The sequence below is a fragment of the Candidatus Goldiibacteriota bacterium genome (assembly GCA_016937715.1).
GTDB lineage: Bacteria > Oederibacteriota > PGYV01 > PGYV01 > PGYV01 > PGYV01.
Window position 1 is genome coordinate 15,336 of the sequence record JAFGWA010000030.1, and the last position, 12,230, is coordinate 27,565.

The 12,230-nt window shown below is 41.8% G+C and carries 14 protein-coding genes and 1 tRNA gene; 11 read left to right on the top strand and 4 right to left on the bottom strand.

Going from position 1 to position 12,230, the window contains the following annotated elements; translation table 11 throughout:
• Nucleotide 1 precedes the first annotated feature (1 nt).
• The 11 genes from JXR81_03850 (at nucleotide 2) to JXR81_03900 (ending at nucleotide 9,038) form a co-directional block, all read left to right on the top strand.
• The gene (locus JXR81_03850) at nucleotides 2-547 is read left to right on the top strand and encodes an ACT domain-containing protein (GenBank protein MBN2753982.1); all 546 of its coding nucleotides are present in this window, start codon (nucleotides 2-4) and stop codon (nucleotides 545-547) included.
• Nucleotides 544-1,035, top strand: a complete 492-nt coding sequence (gene def / locus JXR81_03855; protein ID MBN2753983.1) for a peptide deformylase — start codon at nucleotides 544-546, stop codon at nucleotides 1,033-1,035. The genes JXR81_03850 and def overlap by 4 nt, the downstream gene beginning before the upstream one ends.
• The gene (locus tag JXR81_03860; protein ID MBN2753984.1) at nucleotides 1,036-1,626 is read left to right on the top strand and encodes a CPBP family intramembrane metalloprotease; all 591 of its coding nucleotides are present in this window, start codon (nucleotides 1,036-1,038) and stop codon (nucleotides 1,624-1,626) included.
• A 34-nt stretch (nucleotides 1,627-1,660) separates the two neighbouring features.
• Nucleotides 1,661-1,736, top strand: a tRNA-Asn gene (locus tag JXR81_03865).
• Between the two features lie 306 nt (nucleotides 1,737-2,042).
• Nucleotides 2,043-2,675 carry a hypothetical protein gene (locus tag JXR81_03870; GenBank protein MBN2753985.1) on the top strand — a complete coding sequence of 211 codons (633 nt, stop codon included), beginning with the start codon at nucleotides 2,043-2,045 and terminating at the stop codon, nucleotides 2,673-2,675.
• Between the two features lie 255 nt (nucleotides 2,676-2,930).
• A complete protein-coding gene (locus JXR81_03875; protein ID MBN2753986.1) occupies nucleotides 2,931-3,815 on the top strand; it encodes a hypothetical protein in 885 nt (294 codons plus the stop codon).
• 142 nt (nucleotides 3,816-3,957) lie between these two features.
• Complete coding sequence (locus tag JXR81_03880) at nucleotides 3,958-4,614, top strand: CDGSH iron-sulfur domain-containing protein (GenBank protein MBN2753987.1); 657 nt, start codon at nucleotides 3,958-3,960, stop codon at nucleotides 4,612-4,614.
• Between the two features lie 97 nt (nucleotides 4,615-4,711).
• Nucleotides 4,712-4,906 carry a hypothetical protein gene (locus JXR81_03885; GenBank protein MBN2753988.1) on the top strand — a complete coding sequence of 65 codons (195 nt, stop codon included), beginning with the start codon at nucleotides 4,712-4,714 and terminating at the stop codon, nucleotides 4,904-4,906.
• A gap of 213 nt (nucleotides 4,907-5,119) precedes the next feature.
• Nucleotides 5,120-6,373 carry a citrate synthase/methylcitrate synthase gene (locus JXR81_03890; protein MBN2753989.1) on the top strand — a complete coding sequence of 418 codons (1,254 nt, stop codon included), beginning with the start codon at nucleotides 5,120-5,122 and terminating at the stop codon, nucleotides 6,371-6,373.
• Nucleotides 6,374-6,497: 124 nt separating this feature from the next.
• Complete coding sequence (locus tag JXR81_03895) at nucleotides 6,498-7,352, top strand: diguanylate cyclase (protein ID MBN2753990.1); 855 nt, start codon at nucleotides 6,498-6,500, stop codon at nucleotides 7,350-7,352.
• Between the two features lie 171 nt (nucleotides 7,353-7,523).
• Complete coding sequence (locus JXR81_03900) at nucleotides 7,524-9,038, top strand: DUF1846 domain-containing protein (protein ID MBN2753991.1); 1,515 nt, start codon at nucleotides 7,524-7,526, stop codon at nucleotides 9,036-9,038.
• On the opposite strand, the gene JXR81_03905 is transcribed toward JXR81_03900, so the two are convergent.
• The 4 genes from JXR81_03905 to lexA form a co-directional block, all read right to left on the bottom strand.
• Nucleotides 9,039-9,875: a DUF72 domain-containing protein gene (locus JXR81_03905; protein MBN2753992.1), complete on the bottom strand. Its 837-nt coding sequence runs from the start codon at nucleotides 9,873-9,875 to the stop codon at nucleotides 9,039-9,041. It abuts the gene before it with no gap.
• Nucleotides 9,876-10,006: 131 nt separating this feature from the next.
• Complete coding sequence (dinB, locus tag JXR81_03910) at nucleotides 10,007-11,272, bottom strand: DNA polymerase IV (protein MBN2753993.1); 1,266 nt, start codon at nucleotides 11,270-11,272, stop codon at nucleotides 10,007-10,009.
• Entirely contained in the window at nucleotides 11,242-11,490 is a 249-nt protein-coding gene (locus JXR81_03915; GenBank protein ID MBN2753994.1) for a hypothetical protein, read from the bottom strand. The genes dinB and JXR81_03915 overlap by 31 nt, the downstream gene beginning before the upstream one ends.
• Complete coding sequence (gene lexA, locus JXR81_03920; protein MBN2753995.1) at nucleotides 11,490-12,077, bottom strand: transcriptional repressor LexA; 588 nt, start codon at nucleotides 12,075-12,077, stop codon at nucleotides 11,490-11,492. The genes JXR81_03915 and lexA overlap by 1 nt, the downstream gene beginning before the upstream one ends.
• Between the last annotated feature and the right edge of the window lie 153 nt (nucleotides 12,078-12,230).

The window sequence follows — 12,230 nt, forward strand, 5'->3', positions numbered from 1 at the left end:
CATGAAAGAACGTTTGATGTTAATAGCGGGCGGAGTGGACAAAAAAGGGGTGGTATACGCGCTTACTTCCATTTTAAAAAAATTCAGTTTTAATATTGAAGACTCTTCCATGCTGATGCTAAGAAAGACATTTTCCATGATAATGCTTTTATCAAGCGATAAGAAGTATGATAAGAGCAAATTCTCCGGCGAGATTTCATCTTTTATGGACAAATTTAACATGACGGTGGATATAAGGACTATTTCAGAAAAAGAGATGAAAGAGAGCGCTGAAAAAGGGTGTGTGTATTCGGTTTCAATAAGCGGGGCGGATAAACCCGGAATAGTTAACGGGATGACAGAAGTGATATTTAAAAATGGCGGAAATATAATAGACCTTGAAACAAAAAGCTCGGAGCGCGTAAAACCCCACGCGTATTATATGTTTATGGAAGTATGCGTAAGCACTGAAAAAGCCGGGAAAAAACTTGAAGCGGCGCTGAAACTTAAAGGCAAAAAATTGGGCGTGTATGTGACAATGGAAAAGGTGGAAGAAGCGGTTCTATGAGAATTCACCAGTTTCCAGACCCTCTGTTAAGGGAAAAATCACTTTTCATAAAAGAGATGGATGATAAAACAGCCGGATTTATGGAACGCCTTAAAGACAGGATGTATGTCAGTAAAGGGTGTGTGGGTGTCGCGGCGCCGCAGGTGGGTGAACTTAAAAGGATAGTTGTGGTGGATGCCACAGGGCATAAAAAAGTGCCGGTTTCCCACGGCCTTCTTTTAATGGCAAACCCGCAGATTCTTGCCGTGTCAGGCAGCGCTATAAACAGGGAAGGGTGTTTAAGCGTCCCGGATTATACGGGAAATGTGGAACGCGGCGATTATGTTAAGGTGAAATATATGGATAAAAACGGGGAAGAAAAAATACTGGAAGCAGACGGCTTTGAAGCCGTTATCCTTCAGCATGAAATTGACCATCTGGACGGAATCCTTTTTATAGACAGGGTACAAAACACCAAACGCGACCTTTTTCCCAGAAAGAAATATTAAATGAAAGGGAAAAAATATTTATATCTGTTAACCCTGTCAATGGAACTATCCCTGCCGGTAATTGCCTGGCTGGTGATATTCTTTGTGGAAAAGAGGAAATGGTTTGAAATAATTAACATATCTCCTGTGCCTGTACAACTTTTAGCCGGCGCGGGTATCGGGATTGCCCTTGCGTTTGGGCTTAATTACCTTGTGCGGATTAATTACTTTAAACCGGTTCAGGAATTGCTGGGTTCATTATTTAAAATGTTTGATATAAAGATTGCAGATATGATTATAATCGCGCTGCTTGCGGGATTTTGCGAGGAAATTCTTTTCAGGTTGGTGCTGCAGCAGTACTGGGGTATATGGCTGACGTCATTTGTGTTCATATTAATACACGGCTATTTTAATCCGAAAAGTTTAAGCGTATCTGTATTTGGTATTATTATGTTTCTGCTAAGCGCGGTAATAGGGTATTTATATCAGTATATGGGCTTCTGGGCTGCGGTGTCAATGCACGCGGTGTATGATGTGCTGGCATTATACCTGTTTAAAAAGCATATATTTATAGCCATAAAACCTGTTGACAACATTAAAGGCATAGGATAATATATAAAATCTATTGAGCAAAAAACAATCAAGTTCCCTGGTAGCTCAGTCGGTAGAGCATGTGGCTGTTAACCACAGTGTCGCAGGTTCGAGTCCTGCCCGGGGAGCCATAAAAAACAAAAGGCCAGTGAAAGCTGGCCTTTTGTTTTTTTGAGAAGTCGACAATCGATAATCGAAAATAATAAAAAGTCGGCTTTTGTCAATTCTCGATTATCTGTTATCGGCCCGGCATTAAGCTGGGCTTTTGTATTTTATGGGGTTTTTCGCGCAGGACTCGAATAGAATCTTCTGCGTCCGAGGGTATGTACAATTGTGATATTTGCTTAACGTTCTTCGGATAAAAACGGGGCACATTCGAACTTTTGTTGACATGTTGACGTAGAATCATTACAATGATAAAAAATCGGGAGGGTGAAATGAAAAAATATCTTTTGATACTTACAACAATTGCGTGTGTTTGTGTTTTATTTGTTTCTTGTGAAAAATCTGAAAACGCAAAAAAAGAATTAATCAGTTTTCATAAAAACGGAAATGAGTATATTTTTAAGATAAAGAAGCACGGGAAAATGAATGAAACAACTGTCAAGCTGACTTCTGATAAAACAGATTTAAGGAATTTGGGAATTAAAGAGATGCTGATTTTGGATTCAGCCGGTAAAACGAGACAATCAATTGATATTTCAGATACAAAGCCTGTATCCAGTGTGGGGAAATCACGATATGCAAAAGAAGGTGTTGCCTGGGACATTCCTTTGATGTTTGAAGATTATAATTTTGACGGTAACATAGATCTGGGTTTTATGGAAAGCATGGGTGCAAGTGTTGATTCTGATAAATTCTGGCTGTACGAACCGGCAACAGGAAAGTTTGAGAACAGTAAGGAATTATCTGAGAATATTAATAGTGAAGCTATTTTTAATTATGATAAAAAGATCATTAAACAGCTCAGAAGAGAAGGTGGCAATACCTGGAGTGTTACTAATTTTACATGGGAGAAAGGAAAGCTTAAAATCCTTGAAAGTTTTATATCCACTCCTTCAAAAAGATAGTGAATATATAACCTCTCATCCGGTTGCGTAGGTGGAGCCATAAAATACAAAAGCCCAGCATAAAGCTGGGCTTTTGTATTTTCGAGAAGTCGACAATCGATAATCGAAAATAGTAAAAAGTCGACTTCGGTCAATTCTGGATTTTCGATTCTCTAGCTTTGTGAAAATATAATTCCCCTTATTTAACCTTTGCCTCCATAATTCAGCGATGGTAAAATGCAAATGAACTAAAACTTAGTGGCTGGCGGAGGGAATGTGAAAAAAATAATGTTTATTTTAGCGCTGCTTGGATTATATACAGGCCTTTTTGCAGATATGGCAATGCCTAAAAACGCTTCGGAAAAAAACTTCACAAAGCGGGTATATGGAACCGGATTAAATCAGAATCAGATAGAGAAAATAATAACAGATGTCTATCCTGATGCAATATCGAATACAGTAATTTCGGGAGATGTTTTTTCCGGCAAGAAAATAATTGTTTATAAAGAACTTAAAGTGATTAGTAATAGACATAATAATGATGCAAAATATGTGATACTGTTTTCTTTGCGTGATCCCGGAAGTAGCTGGTCGGAAAATGGAGTGATATTATTAGGACGAGATAATAATCCTATTTCTTCGCTGCGTGAACCATCAAGAGGCATGGCGGAGTTTGAAATTCCAGACCTTGGATGCGGTGAAGGAACTCAAATTGTTATGAGGATAAATGAGGGTTGGGCGGCAGGAGATAGCGTAGAAAAACTGATTATTTTCAACGTTAATTCAAAAAATGAATTAATTAAGGTTATTGACACATACGTCTCTGTTCCTGCTAATAGCATGGGTAATGACGGTGAGGGATATGTAATTAACGGTGAAGTTCAATATTCGGACTGCAGGAAAAAAACGCTGAAAGATATTATAATTATTAAACAATGCGCGCATTATGATGACTATTTTAAGGACGGCGGAAATCGGCGGGTGGAACTGGAAAAGCGGTGGGTAAGAAAAGAAGTATGGAAGTTTAATGGTAAAGTATATAAACTCAGGTCAAAGACAGGAAGAGATCCTTTAAATAGAACAATCTGGGAACGGATTAAAAATAAAGTTTTCAAATCTAAGAAAAGACCTTTAATGAGCGATAAGTATCATGGTGCTTAAAGGAAATGTGAGGCGATCTCCGGGTTAAAATTTTTACTGGATGCTGTTATATAACCTTTATAACCATTATTTTCTCTTTGCCTCAGTAATTCGGCGGTGGTAGAATGGTTATAAATTTACACTTTATGTTAGGGGAGAACTAATGAAAAAAATTAAGGTGTGTAAAGACGGGCCTTATCTGGTAACGGGCAGTGTGCCTTTGGATAAAACTGTAGCGGAAATTGGGGAGTCTGATGAGCCGGAATTCTGGATAAAAAAGGAAGATTATAAAACAGGCGAAACTTACTCTTTATGCCGGTGCGGGCATACTAAAACTCCGCCTTTCTGCGACGGTTCACACACAGCTAAAAAGTTTAACGGCAAAGAGACCGCGGGATTTGAAACTTTTGAAGAACTGGCAAAAACTTATAAAGGGCCGGATTTGGATTTAAAGGACGCGGAAGTATTCTGCGCGTCAGCGCGGTTCTGCCATCCTAAAGGCGGTACGTGGCACCTGACAAAAAAATCTAATGACCCGGATTCAAAAAAAATAGCCATTGAACAGGCTTGCAACTGTTCCGCGGGCAGGCTTGTGGCTTATGACAAGAAAACGGGAAAGCCCATAGAGCCTGATTTTAAACCTCATATAAGCGCTACCGAAGACCCGCAGGTTGATGCAAGCGGGCCGCTTTGGGTAAAAGGCGGTATTCCAATAGAATCAGCCGAAGGCAAAACGTACGAGATAAGAAACCGTGTCACGTTATGCCGCTGCGGCAAATCAAAAAATAAGCCTTTTTGTGACGGCAGGCATATAAAATAAAAGGGGGAATAAAATGGCAAAAGTAAAAAAGAAGGCAACGGCAAAAGAAATTGGCAGAAAGATAGGTGAGACAATCGGCAGTGAGATTGACAAAGAGATTGAAAAAGAAGGGTCTTGCGGGAAAAAAACATCAGCGCCTCCTTCCGGCTGCGGCGCTGTTTACGGGCTTGGATTAATAGGGGCGGCTGTGTTTTATATTCAGGCTGCGACAACTTTTTGGGGCGGTGTGGTTGGAGTATTAAAAGCCATAGTCTGGCCGGCATTTCTTGTTTATAAGCTTCTGGGAATGTAATTTAAATTTGCGCGCAAATAACTGTTTTTGTTTATAAATTTCAAGAAAACAGGTTAAAATGCCATAAGTTTACTGCTTATGGCATTTTTTTATTTATGAGTACCTACGAAAACTTACGAAAACGCTAAAAATATTTTATCGGTTTTGGTTGACACATCGTTTATAAATCTTTATTATGGTTTGCTTAACAAATCAGGTAAGGAGGCATTAAAAATGAGCGTAGCAAAGATTAAAGAGACTATCAGGGAAGCGGCTAAACTTGTAGCAACAGAAAATCAGAGCGAGGTTGGCGCGGTAATAGCATCTTCGGTTGAATGGCCTGTTTCCGCGTCTATCAACAAAGGCCTTGAAGGCGCAATTGCCTGTGAAAGCAAGGTGGGTTATGTTGACGGTGTTAACGGGCATCTTGTATACAGGGGTTTTGACTGCTTTCAGCTTTCAGATTATTCCACGTTTGAAGAGACTTCTTACCTTCTGCTTTATGGCAAACTTCCGAATAATCAGGAATTAAATGATTTTAAGGCAAAACTTATTTCTTACAGGGAACTGCCATACGAAGTGTTTGACGCTTTAAGGTTAACCACAAGTATCAATACTCACCCTATGATAAGCCTGTATATGGCAGTCGGAATGCTTGGCGCTATTGACGAAAAGACGGAAGATATTTCTGTAGCCAATCAGGAAGAAATTGCCATAAAGCTTATAGCGCAGGTATCATCGCTTGTGGCCGTAATAGCGCGTATAAGGGCCGGAAAAAAACCGGTAAAGCAGGACCCCGGTTTAAGCCACGCTGCCAATTTTTTATACATGATGACCGGAAAAAAACCGGACGCGGTAACGGAAAAAATAATGGATATAGCCCTTATACTGCACGCCGATCATGGAATGAACGCTTCCACTTTTACGGGAATGGTTGCCAATTCCACGCTGACCGACATGTACAGTTCTATTGTGGCGGCAATTACAAGTTTAAAAGGTTCGCTTCACGGCGGCGCCAATGAAAAGGTATTGTATGACCTTGAAGAAATAGGCGGGCCGGAAAATGCCGAAGAATGGTTTAAAAAGGTAAGGGAGTCAAAAAGAAAAGTTATGGGTTTTGGGCACAGGGTTTATAAGGCGTATGACCCGCGCGCAAGGGTGTTCGGGCCGCTGGTGCGTTTTATGGTGGACAAAAGGCCGGAAATTAAACCCCTTGTTGATACAGCCACTATGCTTGACAGTATAATAGTAAGGGAACTTGGAAAAGAAAAAAAGATATTCCCAAACGTGGATTTTTACTCTGGGCTTATATATAAGGCGATGGGAATTGAAACCGCGATGTTTACGCCTATCTTTGCCGCTTCAAGAATTTCCGGATGGACGGCAAGGATACTGGAATACCTGCCTAAGAACAGGCTTTTCAGGCCGCGCGCCGTGTATACCGGCGACATTAAACTTGAATATACCCCTTTGGATAAAAGGGTTTGATTGGCTGACAATAAGTAAATTCTTTTAATATCCAAAACCCGGCACTGATATAAAGTGCCGGGTTTTTTATTTTTACGGGGTTTAAACGGTAATTACTGTTATAATTAGTATGGAGGTGGGTTGTATGGCACAAAACGCGGATTTGGAAAAGTGGCTAAAGAGCATAAACACGGGTTATTTAATTGCCGCATGCATGGCCTTTTGTGTGCTTTTAGGATGGCTTGGGGTTTTTATTGAATATGAATTCACCTTTTCCATATTATATATAATTCCTGTAATGGCTGCGGCGTGGTTTGGAAAGAAAAGCTACGGAATTATCATATCTGTTTTTGCCGCAATTGTATGGTTTGTGGGGGATTTGTTCTCCGGAAGAAGCTATTCACAGCCGTTTATACCTTATATTAACACCGCGGCAAGGATAATTCTTTTTATGGCTTTTTCTGTCCTTGTTAATACCGTAAGAAACTTTCTGGTTATGGAAATAAGGCTTGCGAATGAGGATTTTCTGACAAAGATTTCCAACAGCAGGGGGTTTTTTAAATATGTGGAGATGGAATTGAAGCGCTTAAAAAGGTATAAAGAACCGTTTACCGTAGTATATTTTGATGTGGATAATTTTAAATCGGTTAATGACATGTATGGCCATAAGGCAGGCGATATGCTGCTTGTGGATATTGCCCATATAATAAGAAAACATATAAGGCCCACTGATATGGTGGCAAGGCTTGGGGGGGATGAGTTTGGTATTCTTCTTATAGAAGCGGGGCCTTCAAAGGCGAAAAAAATAACAGGGAAAATATACAGAATGCTTAATGATGTAATGAGAAAAAAACACAGTTTTATTACTTTCAGTTTTGGCGTTGTTACTTTCCTGAAACCTACGCGGTCAGTTGATGACGTAATAAAAAAATCCGACGACCTTATGTATGCCGCAAAGCATGGGGGCAAGGCTAGGATAAATTATTCGATTTATGGGTGATTGAAACTTATTTTTTAATTTAAGGGACGCGCTCCTGTGCTTGCCGTAATAACAAATCCAAGTATGTAATAACTGCGGCGTCAGTAAATATTACCCTTGAAAAACTTTTAAAGCCGTTATACTATAATAACCCAAATGAAGAAAAATACATAAACTTCTGCAGGAGAAGCTATGGTATTAAAAAATGGATTTGATAATGAAAAATATTTAAACGAACAGACCTCTTTCATACTTGAGCGGGTTAATAAATCACAGAAGCTTTACCTTGAATTCGGCGGAAAACTTATGTTTGATTACCACGCCGCGCGCGTGCTTCCGGGGTATGACCCTAATGTCAAACTTAGGCTGCTGCAAAAAATGAAGGATAAAGCGGGCATCCTTATAGCCATCTATGCCGGGGCTATTGAAGTAAAAAAGATGAGGGCTGATTTTGGCATAACCTATGATATGGATGTTTTAAAACTTATTGATGATTTAAGGGAACGCCAGCTTGATGTGCTGGGTGTTGTAATAACAAGGTTTGAAGGCCAGGTATCTGCCCGGCAGTTTAAAAACAAGCTGGAGCGGATGGGGGTAAAGGTTTACGCCCATAAATTCACAAAAGGTTATCCGACCGATGTCGACCTTATTGTTAGCGATGAGGGCTACGGCGCAAATGATTACATAGAAACAGACAAGAAGCTGATAGTTGTAACCGGACCGGGACCCAACAGCGGAAAACTTGCAACATGCCTGTCGCAGTTATACCATGACCACAAGCGCGGAATAAAATCCGCTTATTCAAAGTTTGAGACTTTCCCGATATGGAACCTGCCTTTAAAGCACCCGGTGAATGTGGCGTACGAAGCCGCGACAATTGACATAAAAGATTTTAACCTTATTGACCCTTTTCACCTTGAAGCGTATAAAGAAACGGCGGTTAATTACAACCGCGACGTGGAATGTTTTCCTGTCATAAGAAGAATTCTGAAAAAAATAATGGATGAAAAAGATGTTTATAAGTCGCCCACGGACATGGGTGTGAACAGGGCGGGTTTTGGCATTGTTAATGATGCGGTAACGCAGGAAGCCGCAAAGCAGGAAGTGATAAGGCGTTATTTCAGGTGTAAGTGCGAATACATGATGGGGCTGACAGATAAAGACGCGGTGGAGCGCGCGGAACTTCTGATGGAAGAACTTGACGTTAAACCCGAAGACAGAAGCGTTGTTATACCGGCAAGGCAGGCATCACAGGAAGGCGAAAAGAAAAATAAGGGCAATGAAGGAATCTACTGCGGAGCGGCAATAGAGTTAAAAGACGGAACGATTATAGCGGGCAAAAATTCCCCGACAATGCATGCCGCTTCAAGCGTGATTTTAAATGCCATAAAACAAATGGCGGAAATCCCGGATAAAATACACGTGCTGGCGCCTTTTATCACGGAATCCATAAGCGCTTTCAAAAAAGATATCTTAAAGAAAAAAACAGTAAGCCTTGATCTGGACGAAACCCTTATAGCGTTAAGCATAAGCGCCGCCACTAACCCTACGGCCAAAGCCGCAATGGAAAAGCTGACGGAATTAAGGGGGTGCGAAGTCCACATATCGCATCTGCCGACACCCGGCGATGAAGCAGGCTTGAAAAGGCTTGGAGTTAACCTTACAAGCGACCCGCAGTTTTCCACAAAAAGCCTGTTTGTAGGTTAGTTAAAACAACACTCCCTGCTTTTTAAGCAGCTGTTTTAACCTCTGCGCGTTTTTCACCGCGGAGCCCGCGTGGCAGTTGTTAAAAAAGATATATGTTTTGACGGCGTTTGACGCCATCTTTTTTATTTCCGGAATGAAATCCGACAGTTCATCATCCGAATACAGGTAATTATATCTTTCCTCCATCGGCGCGTTAAACCATTTTTCGCTTCTGCCGTGCAGGCGGAAATAAGCAGTGCCGGAAGTTATCTCGTTAATAAATGGCATAAGGCGGGGCTGTTTGGGTTCGTCCACCGCGCAGTAGCCAAGGTCATTGCCCCTTAGAAAATCAAAGGTATCATCTTTGGCCCAGGACTTGTTTCTGAATTCTATGACAAGCGGAATTTCTTTAAAAGCTTTCCTGCAGCTGCTTATGTATTCATAGGAGTCTTTGCACGGATTAAAAAATACAGGAAACTGAAGCAGTACGCAGCCAAGTTTTTCCGCTTCCCGAAGCGGAGAAAGGGAAGATATAAATTTTTCAATATCATGAAAGGCTTTCTGTATGGACGGCTTTTTGGCGCCCAGCCGTGTATCAAAAGGGTCGTGGGTAAAGCCTTTATATCCTTTGACTACAAATTCAAAGTTGTCCGGTGTTTTCTGTTCAATTGAGGCAATGGTTTTTTCAGTCATTATGGTGTAGTAAGATGCGTTAATCTCCAGCGTGTCAAATTCAAGGTCGCGGCTGTAGTATAAAAGCTCTTCTTTTTGGGAAAGACCCTGTGGGTATACCACGCCTTTTCTCCAGTCCGGAAAAGAAAAACCGGATGTCCCTATCTTTATATTACCTGATGCCATAGTACCCCCCGATTTTAAATAATTCTGACGCTTGGACGCTTGGATGGTTGGATGCTTGGTAAAATCAGCCAAACTGACAAGCCTGCTTTAAGGACTGTACTTGCCAAGCCTCCAAGCCTCTAAGCATCCATCTATTTCTTCCATATCCTTGTACTTATTATCCCGCACCTTTCAAGTATACCGAACTTTTCCGCGGTAATCAATAAAGCGGGCTTTACCGTGAAATCGCCGTGTTTTGTGTTTATTTCATCAACTGCGCGGGTTAACTGCCTTTTTTTCTCGTCGTTTTCAAATAAAAATGACTGGCCGGCTGCTGCTGATAAATTTCCGACGCTTATTCCAAGCAGGCGCACCTCTTTTTTTAAAGGTAAAAGGGATTCAAAAATTTCCTTTGCGCATTTAAAAATTTCTTCGCCGGAATCAAAGTAATGTTTAAATGTCTTTCTTTGTGAAAAACCGGTAAAGTCCGAGAACCTTACATAAAGGGCGGCGGTCCGCGCGGTAAGTTTGTATCCGCGCAGGCGGAAACCTGTTTTTTCGCACAGCATTAAAAGGTATGAATATATCACATTAATATCCGCGGTGTCTGCCGCAAGGGTGTGGCTGTGTCCGACTGATTTCACCGGTTTTTCATCGCCGTATTTTGCCACGGGTGTGTCGTCAAGGCCCATTCCTATGGCTTTGTATATCCTGCCAAGTATCCCGAATTGTGATTTTAAAAGCTGCACCGGAGCTTCGCCAAGTTCCGCGGCTGTTTTTATTCCAAGAAAATAAAGCTTTTCCGCCACGCGCGGGCCTATGCCCACGCCCTGCAGTTTTTCCACAGGCATGTTTTTAAATACCGCGGGAATGTCTTCTTTATTCATTATTGTCAGGCCGTCGGGTTTGTGCATCTTGCCGGCTATTTTTGAAACCACGCGGTTGGGGCCTATTCCTACGGAACACAATAAACCAAACTCTTTTTTTATTCTGTTTTTTATTTCGCGCGCTATGTTAACTGCTCCGCCAAAAAGGTGTTGCGTGGCCGTGACATCCATAAAACATTCATCTATTGAAAAGACTTCCACCATATCCGTGTAATCAAGAAGTATTTTGTGTATGCGAAGGGAGGTTTCAATATATTTATCAAGGTCGCCCTGCACGGGGATAAGGCCGGGGCATATCTGCCGTGCTTCAGGAAGGGTCATGCCGGTCTTTACGCCAAAGGCGCGTGCCTCGTATGAGGCGGTGACTATTACCGTGCGCCCTTCGCCGCAGACCGCGACAGGCTTTCCGCGCAAAGCCGGGTTGCACTGCTGTTCCACAGAGGCGAAATAGGCGTTCATATCCACCAGCAAAATAGTGCGTGCAGAAGGCGGGGAAGAGTTCATAAAATCTCTGACTTCATCAGTTTCCATTCCATGGAATCGCGGTTAAAAGAAAGTTCATAACTGCCGGAATCCGCTGTTACCGCAAAGTGCAGAATTACAGATTTTCCGTCCGTGCTTTTCCAGTTGTAATTAACGGAAGTGATAAGTATTTTCTTTTTGCGCCATGTAAACCAGCGCGGCACGGGGCCGGTTGTGCCAAAGACCACTCCGGCTTTTATTTTTTCATTTATTTTTTCCGCGGACATCAGCATTTCCTCATTACGCCGACCACTTTTCCCATGACCACGGCTTCTTTTGATAATATCGGTTTGTAGTTTGGATTTTCCGCCACAAGTTTCACGCCGTCTTTGGATTTGTAGAAGCGTTTTACCGTGGCTTCTTCGCCTATAAGAGCGGCTACAATTTCACCTTCGTCCGCGGACGGCTGTTTTCTTACAAAAACAATATCGCCGTCAAGTATGCCGGCGTTTATCATGCTGTCGCCTTTTACGGACAGGGCAAACATGTCTTTTACCCCGAAAATATCCACAACGCTGTGAATGTGGCGTTCCACATTTTCCGTGGCGTAAATGGGAAGCCCCGCGCTTATTTTGCCCAGAAGGGGAATGCCGGTCTGAACTGACACCAGTTCTATTCCGCGTGACAGGTTCTTTTTCATCTTTATAAATCCGTCTTCCGCCAGTTTTTTAAGGTGGTAGCGTACCGGCCAGGTGGATGAAAAACCCGCTTTTTTTGCAATCTCCCGCAGGGTAGGGGGCGTGCTGCTGTCTGTTAAACTGTCTGTTAAACTGTCTGTTATTATTTCCAGTACTTTTTTTGTGCTTCTGTGCATAATGAAACCTCCTAAAAGATAGCGGATTAAGCTATAAGCAGTTAAGCATAAGCGAAAGCTTAAAAGATAGCGCGTTAAGCTATAAGCAGTTAAGCATAAGCGAAAGCTTAAAACATAGCGCATTAAGCTATAAGCAGTTAAGCATAAGCGAAA

Coding starts and splice junctions, on each gene's coding strand:
- JXR81_03850 (MBN2753982.1), top strand. CDS start 2: ATGAAAGAACGTTTGATGTTAATAGCGGGCGGAGTGGACAAAAAAGGG.
- def (MBN2753983.1), top strand. CDS start 544: ATGAGAATTCACCAGTTTCCAGACCCTCTGTTAAGGGAAAAATCACTT.
- JXR81_03860 (MBN2753984.1), top strand. CDS start 1,036: ATGAAAGGGAAAAAATATTTATATCTGTTAACCCTGTCAATGGAACTA.
- JXR81_03870 (MBN2753985.1), top strand. CDS start 2,043: ATGAAAAAATATCTTTTGATACTTACAACAATTGCGTGTGTTTGTGTT.
- JXR81_03880 (MBN2753987.1), top strand. CDS start 3,958: ATGAAAAAAATTAAGGTGTGTAAAGACGGGCCTTATCTGGTAACGGGC.
- JXR81_03890 (MBN2753989.1), top strand. CDS start 5,120: ATGAGCGTAGCAAAGATTAAAGAGACTATCAGGGAAGCGGCTAAACTT.
- JXR81_03895 (MBN2753990.1), top strand. CDS start 6,498: ATGGCACAAAACGCGGATTTGGAAAAGTGGCTAAAGAGCATAAACACG.
- JXR81_03900 (MBN2753991.1), top strand. CDS start 7,524: ATGGTATTAAAAAATGGATTTGATAATGAAAAATATTTAAACGAACAG.
- JXR81_03905 (MBN2753992.1), bottom strand. CDS start 9,875: ATGGCATCAGGTAATATAAAGATAGGGACATCCGGTTTTTCTTTTCCG.
- dinB (MBN2753993.1), bottom strand. CDS start 11,272: ATGGAAACTGATGAAGTCAGAGATTTTATGAACTCTTCCCCGCCTTCT.
- JXR81_03915 (MBN2753994.1), bottom strand. CDS start 11,490: ATGTCCGCGGAAAAAATAAATGAAAAAATAAAAGCCGGAGTGGTCTTT.
- lexA (MBN2753995.1), bottom strand. CDS start 12,077: ATGCACAGAAGCACAAAAAAAGTACTGGAAATAATAACAGACAGTTTA.